The 15606-nt window shown below is 64.0% G+C and carries 11 protein-coding genes and 1 pseudogene; 11 read left to right on the top strand and 1 reads right to left on the bottom strand.

The annotated features are described in order from the left end of the window. The first annotated feature begins 485 nt into the window (after positions 1-485). The 3 genes from AC07PV_RS17570 to AC07PV_RS17560 all read left to right on the top strand — a co-directional run bounded on the left by AC07PV_RS17570 (position 486) and on the right by AC07PV_RS17560 (position 4612). The gene (locus tag AC07PV_RS17570) at positions 486-776 is read left to right on the top strand and encodes a hypothetical protein (RefSeq protein WP_218296194.1); all 291 of its coding nucleotides are present in this window, start codon (positions 486-488) and stop codon (positions 774-776) included. Next, the gene (locus tag AC07PV_RS17565) at positions 773-2305 is read left to right on the top strand and encodes a PepSY-associated TM helix domain-containing protein (protein ID WP_494630915.1); all 1533 of its coding nucleotides are present in this window, start codon (positions 773-775) and stop codon (positions 2303-2305) included. Before AC07PV_RS17570 ends, AC07PV_RS17565 begins: the two co-directional genes overlap by 4 nt. A 174-nt stretch (positions 2306-2479) precedes the next feature. After that, the gene (locus AC07PV_RS17560) at positions 2480-4612 is read left to right on the top strand and encodes a TonB-dependent receptor (protein ID WP_494630914.1); all 2133 of its coding nucleotides are present in this window, start codon (positions 2480-2482) and stop codon (positions 4610-4612) included. A gap of 156 nt (positions 4613-4768) precedes the next feature. Here AC07PV_RS17560 and AC07PV_RS17555 read toward each other — a convergent pair whose 3' ends face one another. Further along, positions 4769-5479, bottom strand: coding sequence for a TorF family putative porin (locus AC07PV_RS17555; protein WP_369643413.1), 711 nt, complete (start codon positions 5477-5479; stop codon positions 4769-4771). A gap of 182 nt (positions 5480-5661) precedes the next feature. Here AC07PV_RS17555 and AC07PV_RS17550 point away from each other — a divergent pair. The 8 genes and pseudogenes from AC07PV_RS17550 to AC07PV_RS17515 all read left to right on the top strand — a co-directional run bounded on the left by AC07PV_RS17550 (position 5662) and on the right by AC07PV_RS17515 (position 15576). Next, positions 5662-6635 (top strand): annotated as a pseudogene (locus AC07PV_RS17550) (magnesium and cobalt transport protein CorA). Positions 6636-6912: 277 nt separating this feature from the next. After that, the gene (kdpF, locus tag AC07PV_RS17545; protein WP_218296189.1) at positions 6913-7011 is read left to right on the top strand and encodes a K(+)-transporting ATPase subunit F; all 99 of its coding nucleotides are present in this window, start codon (positions 6913-6915) and stop codon (positions 7009-7011) included. Position 7012: 1 nt separating this feature from the next. After that, positions 7013-8818, top strand: a complete 1806-nt coding sequence (kdpA, locus tag AC07PV_RS17540; protein WP_494630913.1) for a potassium-transporting ATPase subunit KdpA — start codon at positions 7013-7015, stop codon at positions 8816-8818. A 9-nt stretch (positions 8819-8827) separates the two neighbouring features. Further along, entirely contained in the window at positions 8828-10921 is a 2094-nt protein-coding gene (kdpB, locus tag AC07PV_RS17535) for a potassium-transporting ATPase subunit KdpB (protein ID WP_494630911.1), read from the top strand. A 10-nt stretch (positions 10922-10931) separates the two neighbouring features. Further along, the gene (gene kdpC / locus AC07PV_RS17530; protein WP_218296186.1) at positions 10932-11504 is read left to right on the top strand and encodes a potassium-transporting ATPase subunit KdpC; all 573 of its coding nucleotides are present in this window, start codon (positions 10932-10934) and stop codon (positions 11502-11504) included. Positions 11505-11563: 59 nt separating this feature from the next. Continuing rightward, positions 11564-14359 (top strand): DUF4118 domain-containing protein, encoded by a 2796-nt coding sequence (locus AC07PV_RS17525; protein WP_494630910.1) that lies wholly within the window; start codon positions 11564-11566, stop codon positions 14357-14359. After that, complete coding sequence (gene kdpE, locus AC07PV_RS17520) at positions 14331-15035, top strand: two-component system response regulator KdpE (RefSeq protein ID WP_255591049.1); 705 nt, start codon at positions 14331-14333, stop codon at positions 15033-15035. The genes AC07PV_RS17525 and kdpE overlap by 29 nt, the downstream gene beginning before the upstream one ends. A 196-nt stretch (positions 15036-15231) precedes the next feature. Then, on the top strand, positions 15232-15576 hold the full coding sequence (locus AC07PV_RS17515; RefSeq protein ID WP_494630909.1) for a hypothetical protein: 345 nt from the start codon (positions 15232-15234) through the stop codon (positions 15574-15576). Positions 15577-15606: the final 30 nt, after the last annotated feature.

Below are 15606 nucleotides of genomic sequence, written 5' to 3'. Positions count from 1 at the left end.
CCATGCGGCCTTCCATTCGGTGGCGTGGCGTGCGCTGCCGGGTTCGTTCACGCGGAAGGTGATCAAGCCTTGTGGCTGGGCCTCTCGCAGAGCTGCGTGCGGGGGCGATGAACACGGCATGGGCACGGGTTTTCGGGTCGAAAAGCGCCCTGAGGTGGCACCCGGTTCAGGGCGTTCACGGGGACCGATTAACATTGGTAGCAATTCTTATTCTCAATTGCATACATGTTGATCGGTATTCTTCTGACCTTTGCGTGTGGCTGGCTGGTTCTGCGCGCCACTCCCCGTGCGGACGGGCCGCACCAGAGGTGGCCGTACGCAGCGCTGGGAGTGGCGGCGGCGCTGGTCGCTGTAGGTGGCATCCACGCCAGCGGCATGGGGCTGGCCGTGTCCATCGCCTTCGTGTTGGGGGTGGCCATGCTGGCGATACCCTGCCTGAGCTACTGCCAGGCCAGGCGCCGTGGCGCTTCCAAAAGAGCTGTGCGATGAGTCGTCGCAAAGATCCCGACGCAGCGCCCCGTCATCTGCTCTTCAAGGGATTGACGGGTTTTCTTCTTGGCTTTCCATTGGCACTGTGGCTCAGTTGGCTGCTGATGTACGGCGGGCTCTTGCCAAGCCATGTGCCGGTACGCGACCAAATTGCCATGTGGCTGGCGGTCCTGCTGTGGGCCGCCGTGCCGTGCGCGGCATTCCTGGCCCGAAGCCGTCGGCAATGCCTGGCAGTTTTCCTGCTGGCCAATGCAGCTGCTTTCACCGCCTGGAAGGTATTGCAATGAAGGCGCAGACCGTTCGCGACTACCTGGCGGTTCACACCTGGGTTGGCATCCTCTGCGGGCTGGTGTTGTACGTCGCCTTCTACGCTGGCGCCTTCTCGATGCTGGAAGCCGAGATCACCCGCTGGACCCAGCCACCGGCCGCCGTATCCCGTGCGATCAGCAATGACGGCGACGCGCTGGCCAAAGTCTTCCTCGACGCGAACCCGGACTTCAAGGGCCGCGTGCGTTTGCGCTGGCCCAGTGCGGACCACACCCAGCCCGCGCTTGCGCACATGGTGCGCGGCCAGGACGCGGTGTGGTGGCAACTGGGCAACGATGGTCAATTGCACCGCATGCACTCCATGCCGCGCGAGGACGACACCAGCGGCAATTTTGTGGACTACCTGCATCGCAAGGGTGGCCTGCCCATTCCGCTGGAATTCGCCGAGCCGCTGATCGGCCTCGTGTCTCTGGCCTATGCGCTGGCCCTGGTGTCAGGCATCGTGGTGCTGCTGCCTTCGCTGGTGAAGGACTTGTTTTATCTGCGCCTGGGATCCAACCTCAAGCGCATGTGGCTGGATGTGCACAACCTGCTGGGCGTGGCCAGCCTGCCGTTTCACCTTGTCATCGCACTGAGCGCCGCCGTGTTCGGGCTACACGACATGGTCTACCTGGCGCAGGACAAGTTCGTCTATCAGGAAGGCCTGCGCGCCACCGTCGCGCGCGACAGTGTCAAGCCGCCGCAGGTGGCGCGCGCAGACTGGCTGCCTCCGAGCGAAATCATGCGCCGCGTACAGGAGCAGGCGCCGGGATTTGCGCCCCTGGGCCTGGACTACGTGATGCTCCCCAGCGGCCCCGTGGGGCTGGTGGGGGGCGTGGATGAACGGCACTTCCAGCGCGCCTCGCGCTACGGCCTGGCTTTCGTGAACCTGGGCAGCGGCGAAATCTACGATCGCAACTATCTGCCGGGTGCCAGCGGCTATGCGTCGACGGCGCTCCTCAGCAGCCTGTTCGCGCTGCACTTCGGCAGCTATGGTGGCGACACGGTGCGCATCCTGTACCTGCTGCTGGGGCTGTCGGGTGCGCTGCTGTTCTACACCGGGAATTTGCTGTGGATAGAGACGCGGACCCAGCGCGCGCGCAAACCGCAAGACGGGCAGCCCATGAGGCGGCCGCGCCATGTGCGTGTCGTGTCCGCGCTCACGCAGGGTGTGTGCCTGGGCTGCGCTGCGGCGCTACCCGCGACGCTTGCCCTGGCGCACTGGTTCGCGCCGAGGGTGGGCGACATCGACGCGCTCCACCAGGGTGTGTACTACACGCTGTTTCTCGCCTGCATCGCCTGGGCGATCTGGCGCGGCACGGAACGCGCTGCGCCCGGCCTGTTGTGGTTCACGGCGATCTGCAATGCGCTGGTACCCGTGGCCGCCGTGCTGAACCCCAGTCCGGACGGGGTACTGCTGGGCCTGACCTGCCTGCTGCTGGCACTGTTCTTCGGATGGCTGGGTTGGCGCCAGCGCGCCAAGGTGCATCCGGTCGGCGTGGCTGCCTGATGTGCATGCGCAACACTTCATTTTCATAGCTGCCTGCGCTTGCTGCATAAGCGCTGGAGGCCAATTTGACTTCCAGAAACAGGCCTACCGTACTCAGTCGCCAGCGGGGTGTCGGTTACAACATGAAATATAATGAGAATTATTTTCATTCGTATCAAATACCGGCAAGAAGCAATGTCCAACAAAGCATCCTTTGGCCGCACCGGCCGGCTTACTCCCATCGCTCTGGCGCTGCTGGCTTTCAGCGCCTCCGTCGCAGGGCAGACCGCGGACGGCGGCACGGCCACCGCCACGCTGGAGCAAGTCAATGTGCGCAGCAAGTACGAACGTGAAGACCTGCCGACCCGCGCGCCCGGCCACAAGGCCGCATCGGGCGCGCGCCTGGGCATCCTGGGCGCCACGTCCATCCTGGAGGCGCCCGTGCATGTCAACGCCTACACGCGCGAGCTGGCCGAGGACTGGTCGGCCCTCACGCTGCAGGACGTGCTGGAGAACGACTCGTCGGTCGTCTTCATCACCAACAAGAACCACCTGCTGCAGAACTTCAACCTGCGCGGCCTGGACATGAGCGCGATGGACATCGCCACCAACGGCCTGTACGGCATCGCCCCGGCCAATGCGGTGCCGGTGGAGATGTTCGAACGCATCGAGGTGCTGCGCGGCCCGAACGTGCTGCTCTCGGGCATGCCGCCCAACAACAGCGTGGCCGGCACCGTCAACATGGTCACCAAGCGCGCACTGGCGCAGCCCATCGCCGACCTGACGATGACCTACGCCACGCATTCATACCTGCAGGGCCATGCTGACGTGGGCAAGCGCTTCGGCGATGAAAAGCGCCTGGGTATCCGCTTCAACGGCGTCTATGGCAGCGGCGAGATGGGCGCCAAGGAAGAGGACCAGACCCGCCGCGTGGGGGCTCTGGCGCTGGACTACCTGGGCGACCGCGCGCGCTTCTCGCTGGACGTGTACAGCAGCGTCACCAAGATCGAGGGCGGCAGCCCGGGCATGTTCAACTTTCTGGGCAACGCCCAGATCCCCGGCGTGGGCCGCCTGCTGGCGCCGCCCGAGGGCGACACCAACATGTTCCGCGGCACGCACGGGCAGTACGACAACAGCGGCGCGCTGGCCCGCGCCGAGGTCGACTTCACGCCCGACTGGCAAGGGTACTTCGCGATAGGTGGCTCCGAGGCCGAGGGCAACGGCCTGCTGTTCGGCACGCGCGCCTTCGTCACCGGCGCGGACGGCACCACGCGCGGCGCGATCTACAACGTCCACACCGAATCCGAGCGCCGCACGGCCGAGACGGGCGTGATCGGCAAGTTCGACACCGGCAGCGTCAAGCACCGCCTGCAGCTTTCGGCCAATGTCCTCAAGCACAAGGAAGGCACGGTCAACACCGCCTGCAACTACTGCTACACCACCAACATGTACAACCCCGTGGCGCCCACCTTTCCCGCAGCGCCCAAGTGGACCGGCTACACCACCGTGAACGACTACCGCTCGCTGGCCGTCGCCGACACCATGGCCTTTGCCCATGAAACCGTGCTGCTGACAGTGGGCGGGCGCCACCAGACCGTGAAGATGCCGCTGCAAAAATACAGCGAAAGCCGCTTCTCCCCCATGCTCGCCGCCGTGGTACGGCCCTGGGGGGATTCCCTCTCGCTCTTTGGCAATTACACCGAAGGCCTGGAGCCCGGCCAGATTGTTGGAGTGGGCTACGCCAACACGGGTGAGGCCCTGCCACCGAAGCAGACCAAGCAGTTCGAACTGGGCGTGAAGCTGCAGACGGGTGCGCTCACGCACACCGTCAGCGCCTATGAGATCAAGCGCCCCTCCTTCGTCACCAACAGTGCCAACCGCATGGTCGATGACGGCGAGCAGCGGCTGCGCGGCCTGGAGTGGAGCATGTACGGCATGTTGACCAAGGACCTGTCGCTGCTGGGCGGCGTTACCCACATCGAATCCGAGCAGCGCAACACCGGCCGCGATACCTACGGCACGCCTGAGCTGCGCGCGCGCATCGGCCTGGATTGGCAAACGCCCGTGCAAGGTCTGAAGGTGGGCGGCCGCGTGGTCCATACCAGCTCGCAGTGGGCGGATTCGGGCAACAAGCTGCGCGTGCCCTCCTGGAACCGCCTGGACCTGAATGCCAGCTACGCCACCAGGTTCGGCAGCATGCCCGTGCGCTTCAACGCCAGCGTGGAAAACGTGGCCGACAAGAAGTACTGGATCGGCATCTTCGGCGACGGCTTCGTGATGCCAGGCGCACCGCGTACCTTCAAAGTGTCTGCGACCGTGTCGTTCTGATGCTGGGGACAGGCCCGCCGACGGTATGGCGCCTTTCAGCGTGGCCTGACTTTCGAAAGCACCGGCGAGGACCGCTTGTGGCGCGGCGGTGGGTCCTTGTCGGTACTGTCCGTCCGCGGCAACGGCAGGCGCTGGGCCGCGATGCCGCTCAGGAAGTCAAAGCACTTTGGTGAGCGTGACGATCACGCGCGACTTGTTGACGGGGCCGAAGAATTCTTTCTTGCTGGCGCCCGCCACCGCAGCGCCCAGCGACACACCCGAGCCGAAGTCGTAGGCACCGCCCACGCTGTAGTCCATGAAGTTGGGGGCCGTGATGTCGCCACCAAAGCGGGTGAAACCCACGGACGCCTTCAGCGTGATCTTGGGGGCCACTTCGTGCGCGAACGCCAGGTTCAGGTAGCCGGTGTTGCGGCCCTTGAAGCCGGGGCCGGCGTAGGCGAAGTAGTCCTTGGACAGTGTGTGCGAGTACCGGGCGGTCAGGGGGCCGAACGTGGCCGCGCCATAGACTTCGGTGGTGTTGCCGTTGCTGTTGCCGGGGTAGATGTAGGTCAGCACGCCCAGGTCCAGGTCCGCGTCGCCGGCCTTGAACTTGTAGCCCCCGTACACATCGGATTCGAGCGAGTTGCCCGACAGCCAGTCCACGCTGGAGTTCCAGTTGCCCACATAGAAGCCGGATTCACCAAAGGCATAGTCAAAGCCGCCTTGCAGCGCCGGCTTGACGGCCCTGGCCTTGGAGGTGTCCTGGTCTTGGCCACGGAACTTGTAGTTGGTGGTCAGGCTGACGTTGCCGGTGAGCTGGGCGCTGGCCAGCACGGGAAGGGTGGCGAAGAGCGCAGTGGCGAGCACTTTGGAGCATGAGAAGGCCATGAAGGAAATCCTGCGGAAACAAACGAAGGTGCAAGCGTAGGAAAACGTGCATATAAAGTTCGTAAAGAATGCGGGCAAAGCCGTAAATGTTGCCGAGCGCCGACGGACGCCACGAATCGCCAACCAGACACCGTGACGCGCTGGCAACATCGCCGGCATCCAGTGTTGCGTGAGGTGCTGTGATGTTGATCAACTGCGTCGTGTATGAGGATGGCACCAAGCTCGCCGACATTCCTGTCCGTGAGATCCGTGAGCACATATCGCTCCCCGGGTGCTTCGTGTGGGTGGCATTGCATGACGCCACCCCGGAAGAACTTGACGAGTTGCAAAAGGAGTTCGGCCTGCATCCCTTGGCGGTGGAAGATGCCCGCCATGGCCATCAGCGGCCCAAAGTCGAGGAATACGGGCCTTCTCTTTTTGTGGTTCTTCATCTCCTGGAGTCGGGTGGGGACCATGAGACCGTCACGAGGCTGGGCGAACTCAATGTGTTCGTGGGCAGTAACTATGTGGTGTCGGTGCGCAACCGCAGTGAGCGAGGCTTCTGGGATGTGCGGGAGCGTTGTGAGAGAGAGCCTGAACTCTTGCGCAGCGGGCCGGGATTTGTGCTGTACGCGCTGATGGACGCGGTGGTCGATCGCTACTTCCCGATCATCGATGCCCTCGAGGTGGAGCTTGAAACGATCGAGCAACAGATATTCACCAAGGGTGTCGCGCGGACCAGTATCCGGCGGCTCTATGAACTCAAGCAGCGCCTTACCCTGCTCAAGCACGCCGTTGCCCCGTTGCTGGAAGGTGCGGCCAAGCTGCACGGTGGCCGGGTGCCGCAATCTGTGCTGGCTCTCAGGAGTATTTCCGCGATGTGGTGGACCACCTTGGCCGGATCAACACCTCCATCGACTCCATTCGCGACACGATCGGGACGGCAATCCATGTCAATCTGTCCATGGTCACCATCGAGGATGGCGAGGTCGTCAAGCGCCTGGCTGCGTGGGCCAGTCTGTTTGCCGTGTGCACGGCGTTCGCGGGAATCTGGGGCATGAATTTCGAGCACATGCCGGAGCTCAAGTGGCGCTACGGATACGCGGCTGCGATCGCCCTCATCGCCACCACCTGTTGCTATCTCTACTATCGCTTTCGCAAGGCGGGCTGGCTCTAGATAACAGGTGCGGAGCCGTCCGGGGCGCGGGTTCCAGCAGCCAGGCGCCGGTAGATCGGTGGCCCTCGCAAGGGCCGCATTTTTACGCCGTTTTTACGGCGACCTCCCCAGTCTGTGCACACTTTTTACAGCGACATCCTGAGAATCAAACACACGTTTTGATGCAGGAGTTGTCGATGGACATGATCTGGATAGCCGCATTGGCGGCTCTGTGGGTGGCCATGGCCGAGGCCGTGGTTTTGCTGGGCAAATTCGGCCCGGCCAAGGGTGAGCGCGCATGATCGGCCTCGAAGTGCTTTATGGCTTTGGCGCGCTTGTGGCCATTGCCTTGCTGGCCTATCTCGTGTTCGCGCTGATCTGCGCGGAGGAGTTCTGACATGGAAACCTCTGCCTGGAGCCTGCTCGGGCTCTTTCTGATTGCGCTTGGCGTCCTGGCATGGCCGTTGGGCAAATGGCTGGCCGCCCTGTGTGAGGGCCGGTTGCCTCGGTGGATGCATGTGGTCGAAAAACCGCTCTACAAGATGGCCGGGGTGGCTCCCGATCAGTCGATGCACTGGCACGGCTATGCGCTGGCACTGTTGGCGTTCAATGCCATCGGTGCATTGGCTGTGTATGGCCTGCAGCGCCTGCAGCACCTGCTGCCGCTCAATCCCCAGGGAATGGGGGCGGTATCCGGCGACTCGTCGTTCAACACTGCCATCAGTTTTGTTGCCAATACCAACTGGCAGGGCTACGCGGGTGAATCCACGATGAGCTATCTCACGCAGATGCTTGGCCTTTCCGTTCAGAACTTCTTGTCAGCTGCCACCGGTATCGCCGTGGCGTTCGCGTTGGCCCGCGGCTTTGCGGCCCGGCGCACCGACGGACAGGGATATGTCGGAAACTTCTGGACCGACGTCACCCGGATCACGGCTTGGGTGCTTGTGCCTGCCTCCTTTGTGATCGCGCTCGTTCTGGTCGGGCAGGGCGTCATCCAGAATTTTGACGCCTACAAGGAGGTCGCAACCCTGGAGCAGACGGCCTATGAAGTGCCCAAGCTGGATGGTGCAGGCCAGCCCGTGACAGGTGCCGACGGAGCACCGGTCATGGAGGGCAAGACCAGCAAGACCCAGACGCTGGCCATGGGACCGGTGGCCTCGCAGGAGGCGATCAAGATGCTCGGCACGAACGGCGGCGGGTTCTTCAACGCCAACTCCGCCCATCCCTATGAGAACCCCACCGCCTTGACGAACTTCGTGCAAATGCTGGCGATCTTTCTGATTCCCGCGGCCTTGTGCTTCGCATTTGGCCGTGTTGTTGGCGACCAGCGCCAGGGCGTCGCGATCCTGGCGGCGATGACGGTGATGTTCGTCGTGGCCGTCGTGGCCGTTGTCGCGGCGGAACAGGCCGGCAATCCGCAATGGAGTGCGCTGGGGGTGGACCAATCCGTCAGCACCCTGCAATCGGGCGGGAACATGGAGGGCAAGGAAGTGCGGTTCGGAATCACCGCGTCAGCGCTTTTCGCGGCCGTGACCACCGCTGCCTCATGTGGCGCCGTGAACGCGATGCATGACTCGTTCACGCCTCTGGGAGGCATGGTGCCTCTGGTTCTCATGCAACTGGGCGAGGTCGTGTTTGGCGGCGTGGGCACCGGCCTCTATGGCATGCTGGTATTCGCCATCCTTGCCGTGTTCATGGCGGGTCTCATGATCGGCCGGACGCCCGAGTATTTGGGCAAGAAGATCGAGGTGCGCGAAATGAAGCTCACATCGGTCGCCATTCTGGTCACGCCGATCCTGGTGCTCGTGGGTACCGCGGTTGCCGTGAGTGCGGGCGCAGGACAGGCCGGCGTTGCCAACCCTGGCGCCCATGGGTTCTCCGAAATCCTCTATGCATTGACATCCGCCGCCAACAACAACGGCAGCGCGTTTGCGGGGCTGTCTGCCAATACGCCGTTCTACAACGTACTGCTGGGGCTGGCAATGTGGTTTGGCCGCTTTGGAGTGATCGTGCCCGTCCTGGCCATCGCTGGTTCGCTGGCCGCGAAGAAGCGCCTGCCGGTGACGGCGGGCACCATGCCCACCCATGGGCCGCTGTTCGTGGTTCTTCTCGTGGGGACCGTGCTTCTGGTGGGGCTTCTCAACTACGTGCCTGCCCTGGCTTTGGGTCCGATGGTCGAGCACCTGATGCTCTGGGCCAAGTGAGGTTTGCCGATGACTAAAAAGAATACTTCTACTTCTCTGCTGGATCCTGTCCTGATCCGGACAGCGTTCTGGGGGGCGCTGGCCAAGCTCAGCCCGCTGGTTCAATGGCGCAACCCGGTGATGTTCATCGTGTACATCGGCAGCATCTTCACCACGCTGCTGTGGCTGCATGCCCTCAACGCACCGGCGGATGCGAGCATGCGCCCGGGCTTCGTGCTGGCCATCACCGTCTGGCTCTGGTTTACGGTGCTGTTCGCCAACTTCGCCGAAGCGTTGGCCGAAGGCCGCAGCAAGGCCCAGGCAGCCTCCTTGCGTGGATTGCGCAAGGAAACCTGGGCCAAGAAACTCAAGGAGCCGGTCCATGGTTCCGCGTTCCTGCCGGAGCAGGCCACCAACTTGCGCCGCGGCGACGTGGTGCTGGTGGAGGCGGGCGATGTGATTCCGCTGGATGGTGAAGTGATCGAGGGCGTAGCCTCTGTCGACGAAAGTGCCATCACCGGCGAATCTGCGCCGGTGGTTCGCGAGTCCGGTGGGGACTTCTCCGCCGTGACGGGCGGCACCCGCGTGCTTTCCGATTGGCTCGTGGTGCGCGTGTCCGTGAATCCAGGCGAGTCTTTCCTGGACCGGATGATTGGAATGGTGGAGGCCGCCAAGCGGCAAAAGACGCCCAATGAGGTCGCCTTGACGATCTTGTTGGTGGCATTGACGATTGTGTTCCTGGTGGTCACCGTCACCCTGCTGCCTTTTTCGATCTTCAGCGTGCAGGCGTCAGCGGCTGGGACTGTCGTCTCTCTGACGGCCCTGGTGGCCCTGCTGGTGTGCCTCATCCCGACCACCATCGGTGGACTGCTGTCGGCCGTTGGCGTGGCTGGCATGAGCCGGATGATGCAGGCCAACGTGATTGCGACCTCGGGGCGGGCCGTGGAGGCCGCAGGAGATGTCGATGTGCTCCTGCTGGACAAGACCGGGACCATTACCCACGGGAATCGCCAAGCCAGTGCGTTCCTGCCCGCTCCAGGGGTTTCACCTGGCCGCCTGGCCCGCGCAGCCTTGCTGGCATCGCTTGCGGACGAGACGCCTGAAGGGCGCAGCATCGTCGAGCTGGCCCGCCGTTCGGGCACCCCCGACGAGAATCCGCAGGGCGTGCTGCTTGTGCCTTTCACTGCGCAGACGCGGATGAGCGGTGTCGACCTCCCTGCCGTTGAAGCGTCCGGGCAGCCCGCAACCATGCTGCGCAAGGGAGCCGTGCAAGCCATTGCGCGGCATGTGGAAGCGCTGGGGGGCGCCATGCCACACGAAGTGGCGGCCGCCGCCGACCAGGTGGCGTACCGGGGAAGCACCCCCCTGGTGGTGACGGAAGGGCGTCAGGTGCTCGGTGTTGTGGAACTCAAGGATGTCGTGAAGGTCGGCATCAAGGAGCGCTTCGCCGAGCTGCGCCGCATGGGCATCCGCACCGTCATGATCACGGGTGACAACAAACTCACGGCAGCCTTCATCGCCGCGGAGGCCGGGGTCGATGACTTCCTGGCGGAGGCGACCCCGGAGGACAAACTGTCGCTGATCCGCAAGTACCAGTCGGAAGGACGACTGGTGGCGATGACCGGTGACGGCACCAACGATGCGCCGGCATTGGCGCAGGCCGATGTCGCCGTGGCGATGGGGAGCGGAACGCAAGCCGCCAAGGAAGCTGGCAACATGGTCGACCTGGACTCCAACCCGACAAAACTCCTGGAGGTCGTTGAGACTGGCAAGGCGCTCTTGATGACGCGAGGCTCTCTCACGACGTTCTCGATCGCGAACGACGTGGCGAAGTATTTCGCCATCATTCCGGCCATTTTCGTGTCGACCTATCCGCAGCTTTCCGCGCTCAACGTCATGCAGCTGGCGAGCCCGTCGTCTGCCATCTTGTCGGCCGTGATCTTCAATGCGCTGGTGATCGTCTTCCTGATCCCCCTGGCATTGCGAGGGGTGCGGTATCGCCCTGTGGGGGCGGCGGCCCTGCTGCGCCGCAACCTCGCGATCTATGGCCTCGGAGGTTTGATCGTGCCGTTTGTCGGCATCAAGCTGATTGACTGGATACTGGTGGCCGTAGGGCTGATTTGAGGAACCTTCCATGAAAAACATTCTTCGCCCCGCACTTGTCGTGTTTGTAGCCCTCAGCGCGCTGACGGGCTTGCTGTACCCCTTGGCCGTTACCGGAGCGGCGCAGGCCGTTTTCCCCCACGAGGCTGCGGGAAGCCTTGTGCAGCGCAATGGCCAGGCCGTTGGCTCTTCGTCGATCGGCCAGAATTTCACGGATCCCGCGCATTTCTGGGGGCGTCCGTCGGCCACGGCGCCCATGCCCTACAACGCGGTGGCGTCGGGAGGCTCCAACCAGGGGCCCCTCAATCCGGCGTTGAACGATGCGGTCAAGGCCCGCGTGGAGGCATTGCGCGCGGCCGACCCCGGCAATCTGGCGCCAGTGCCCGTGGACCTGGTGACGGCGTCCGCCAGCGGTCTGGATCCGCATATCAGCGTCGCGGCGGCACAGTACCAAGCCGCCCGCGTGGCGCGGGCCCGCCACGTCCCCGTGGCGAGCGTGAATGCCCTTGTCGACAAGCTCACCGAAAAACCGCTCCTGGGCCTGCTTGGCGAACCCAGGGTGAACGTACTGGCACTGAATCTTGCCTTGAATGATGCACGGTAGCACCGCATTCCGCCTTTTGCCATTCTTGCCCATGGGGCCCGCTTGGAGCCAGGCACGCCATGGCTGACATGCAGCGCCCAGACCCCGATGCGTTGATCGCGCAACTGCGCGCGCAGGAGGAGCAGACCACGCGCGGCAAGCTGCGCATCTACTTCGGCGCCAATGCAGGGGTGGGCAAGACCTGGGCCATGCTCAGTGCGGCGCAGCGGGAGCGTGGCGCTGGCCGCGACGTTCTGATCGGGGTCGTGGAAACCCATGGCAGAGCCGAGACGGCGGCCTTGCTCGCGGGATTGGATGCATTGCCCCTCAAGGAGGTGGAGTACCGTGGCCGGCTGCTCCTTGAGTTTGATCTGGACGCGGCCCTTGCACGCAAGCCGGCCATCCTCCTGGTGGATGAGCTTGCCCACTCCAACGTGCAGGGATCCCGCCATGCCAAGCGCTGGCAGGATGTCCAGGAACTGCTCGCCGCGGGCATCGATGTGTGGACTGCGCTCAATGTCCAGCATCTGGAGAGCCTGAATGGGACCGTGGGTGCGATCACGGGGATCAGGGTCCATGAGACGGTGCCCGACACCGTGCTGGACGACGCGGACGAAGTGGTGCTTGTCGACGCCACCCCCGATGAACTGATATCTCGCCTGAGTGCAGGGAAGGTGTATGTCCCCCAGCAGGCTGAGCGTGCGGCCCAGAGCTTCTTCCGCAAGGGCAACCTGATTGCCCTGCGCGAAATCGCACTGCGCCGCACCGCTGAGCATGTGGAGGACGACGTCCTGGGATGGCGGATCGAACAGTCAGGCACTCCCGGCGAGCGCGTGTCTGCCGCCTGGAACACCTCGGGCAGCATACTGGCGTGTGTCGGGCCGAACGAAGATGCCGCGCAGACCGTGCGCGCGGCCGCGCGCCTGGCAGGGCAGCTCAATGTGAAGTGGCATGCCGCATACGTGGAGACACCGCGCCTGCAGAGGCTGGACGCACCGCAGCGCGACAGGATTCTGGCCGTGCTGCAACTGGCGCAGGAGCTGGGCGCCGAGACGGCGGTGCTGACGGGCGACCACGTTGCGCCGGCCCTGGCTGCACAGGCGCTTCACCTCAATTGCGCCACCCTGGTCCTGGGTCGTCCTGCGCCGCGGCGCTGGTGGCAGAAGTGGCCTTCGACCAGGGAGGTGGGCCGGGAAATCGCGGGACTTGCCCCCTCGCTTGATATCGTGGAAACGGCGCGCGCGGGTAGTTCGAGGCGGTTGCCGCAGGCACTCTGGAGCCACAAAGTAGGCGTTGAGGCCAGGGAAACCGACGAGGCCGCACACCCGCGCTGGCAGGGCTTCCTCTGGGCGCTCGGTGCCAGCATTGCGGTCACGTTGATGGCGACTCTGTTGCACGGCGTCCTGGAGTTGACCAACATCGTGATGTTGTACCTGGTCGGCGTTGTTGGGGTCGCCATGCGATTCGGGCGCGTGCCTGCGGCGATGGCCGCACTGCTCAATGTGCTGGCCTTCGATTTCTTCTTCGTATCACCGCGGCTGTCTTTCGCGGTCAGCGACGTGCAGTACGTGGTCACTTTTGCCGTGATGCTGGGGGTGGGACTTCTGGTGGGGCAGCTCACAGCCGGCCTCAGGTTCGCGGCCGGAGTGTCCAATAGCCGGGAGCGCCGGGCCCAATCGCTGTTCGAGCTTGCGCGCGAGCTGTCGGCGGCCCTGGAGACGAGCCAGGTCATCGAGATCGGCGCGGCGGCTGTGCAGGGGCATTTTGGCGGCAGGGCGGTGGTGGTTGCATTGGACGCGTCGGACCGCCTTCACTACCCCGATGATCTGCCCCAGGAGTTTGACAAAAGTGTGGCCGACTGGACCTTGCGGCAAGGACAGAGCGCGGGGCTGGCCACGAGCACTCTGGCGGCGCAGGCATGGCGCTATGTCCCCCTCAAGGCGCCCATGAGGGTGCGCGGTGTGCTGGCGCTGGAGCCCGCGCACCCAAGGTGGCTGCTGATTCCGGAGCAGGCTCAGCAACTCGATACCCTGGCCCGGCAGATCGCCATCGCGCTCGAACGTGTGCACTACGTCCACATCGCGCAAAAGGCGGTGGTGGACATGGAGTCCGAGCGGCTGCGCAATGCCTTGCTGGGCGCTGTCTCCCATGATGTGAGAACACCGCTGACGGCGCTGATCACGCTGGCCGAATCGCTCAAGGGGTTGCCGACGGAGGAGCACGATGCCGTGGCACAAGCCATCGTGCATCAGGCGCACCAGCTCAACGCGCTGGTCAGCAACCTGCTGGACATGGCCAGGCTGGAAAGTGATGTTTCGGGACAAAGTGTCCACTTGCGGCGTGATTGGCAGTCGGTCGAGGAAGTCGTGGGCGCCTCGATACGCGCCGCCAAGCCCGCGCTGAAGGAGTTGACCGTTCGCACGGAAATCCCCGCCCATTTGCCGCTGGTGGAGTTCGATCCCGTCCTCATTGAGCGCGTGCTGGTGAATTTGCTTGAGAATGCCGCCAAGTACGGCGCACCGCCCGTTGTCATCAAGGCGTTTGCGACAGAAGGGAGTCTGGTGTTGACCGTGACGGACCACGGGCCTGGCCTGCCACCCTCTGTGCGTGGCAAGGAACACCTGCTGTTCGAGAAATTCACCCGGGGACAGGCTGAATCGGCGACACCGGGCGTGGGCCTGGGGTTGGCGATCTGCAAGGCGGTGGTGCACGCGCACGGCGGAACGATCTCCGCTGCCAGCGCAACCGGGGGCGGGGCGGAATTCACCATCACGCTCCCGCGCCGAGAGCCTCCCCCCGATCCCGATTTGGAAGATATGGAGCGGGGCGTTGCCGCCCCGGGATACGATGCAAATACGTACCGTGCTGGTGGTTGAGGATGAGCCGCAGATCCGGCGCTTCGTTCGCAGTGCGCTCGAAGCAGAAGGATGGCAGGTTCATGAAGCCGCGACGGTGCGCGAAGGACTGTCTGCGGCGGGTACCCGCCAGCCCGATCTGCTGGTGCTGGACCTGGGATTGCCTGACGGCGATGGCATTGACCTGATCCGCGACGTGCGGGGCTGGTCCGCCGTGCCGATCATCGTCCTGTCTGCGCGCACCGATGAGGCCGACAAGGTCTCCGCACTCGACGCTGGAGCGGATGACTATCTCACCAAGCCCTTTGGTACGGGGGAGCTTCTGGCGCGCGTGCGTGCCAATCTTCGCCGTCCGCGTGCGGCGACAGGAAATGGGCTCACCGTGGATGGGGTGGAGCCAGCGTTTCATTTTGGCGACGTGGAGGTGGACCGCAGCGCTCGGCTGGTACGCAAGGGCGGGGTTGAAGTCCACCTGACGCCGACCGAGTACCGCATGCTGTCGGTGCTGGTCGCCAATTCGGGAAGGGTCATCACCCAGAAACAGCTGCTCCGCGAAGTGTGGGGGCCGATGCGGTCGGACCAGAGCCACTACCTGCGCATCTACATGGGGCATCTCAGGCAGAAGCTCGAGGCAGATCCGGCGCAGCCTCGTCACTTGCTGACCGAATCGGGAGTGGGGTACCGACTCGCGGTGTGACTCCACAAGCGATGAACTCCAGGGCTGCAGCGGTGCGCCTGGCGCGTTTCCCCCATTGCGTGATGTGGCCGCGGAATTTGACAACGAATTGACGGTTGGCCCCCCAGTTTTTACGAACGATTTACACCAGTCTTTCTAGACTGGGTGCATGTTCAACAGATGCCACTGCCCCCTTTTTTTGAAGGTGGCCCCCGTGGTGAAAGACATGCTGCAAACATATGCAGGGATCAGCCTGCACCGGGTGGCCATGCTGCCCTTCCCCGGGGAGTGCGACGGCCCGGCCTCTCTGGTGGCGCTGCCCCTGGTCGCTTCATGCACCGACGCACAGGATTTGCGAAAGACACTTCATTTGGCTCTGGGCGCCCGGTTGCGGGGGTACCGAATGTGTCTGGACAGGCCCCGCGAGCGGGCAAGTCTCAGCTTGCTTGTGCAACGCAAGGATGTATTGCACACCGTGTGCTGCGTGATGCGCGTGTTGCCGCACGCCGAGTTTGGCCGCGTGGTGAAAGTCGCTGGTGCTGAGGAATTCCCGTGCCATTGACATCGCTCCGCATCCAGTGGGCCCCATCCA

Source organism: Acidovorax sp. GW821-FHT09A11 (genome assembly GCF_059418365.1).
Note: the sequence above shows the minus strand (reverse complement) of the source record. Positions and strands in the feature narration are given on the sequence as shown.

Bases quoted from the DNA above. Each gene is read 5' to 3' on its own strand.
- AC07PV_RS17570 (WP_218296194.1), top strand. From the start codon at position 486: ATGAGTCGTCGCAAAGATCCCGACGCAGCGCCCCGTCATCTGCTCTTC.
- AC07PV_RS17565 (WP_494630915.1), top strand. From the start codon at position 773: ATGAAGGCGCAGACCGTTCGCGACTACCTGGCGGTTCACACCTGGGTT.
- AC07PV_RS17560 (WP_494630914.1), top strand. From the start codon at position 2,480: ATGTCCAACAAAGCATCCTTTGGCCGCACCGGCCGGCTTACTCCCATC.
- AC07PV_RS17555 (WP_369643413.1), bottom strand. From the start codon at position 5,479: ATGGCCTTCTCATGCTCCAAAGTGCTCGCCACTGCGCTCTTCGCCACC.
- kdpF (WP_218296189.1), top strand. From the start codon at position 6,913: ATGATCGGCCTCGAAGTGCTTTATGGCTTTGGCGCGCTTGTGGCCATT.
- kdpA (WP_494630913.1), top strand. From the start codon at position 7,013: ATGGAAACCTCTGCCTGGAGCCTGCTCGGGCTCTTTCTGATTGCGCTT.
- kdpB (WP_494630911.1), top strand. From the start codon at position 8,828: ATGACTAAAAAGAATACTTCTACTTCTCTGCTGGATCCTGTCCTGATC.
- kdpC (WP_218296186.1), top strand. From the start codon at position 10,932: ATGAAAAACATTCTTCGCCCCGCACTTGTCGTGTTTGTAGCCCTCAGC.
- AC07PV_RS17525 (WP_494630910.1), top strand. From the start codon at position 11,564: ATGGCTGACATGCAGCGCCCAGACCCCGATGCGTTGATCGCGCAACTG.
- kdpE (WP_255591049.1), top strand. From the start codon at position 14,331: ATGCAAATACGTACCGTGCTGGTGGTTGAGGATGAGCCGCAGATCCGG.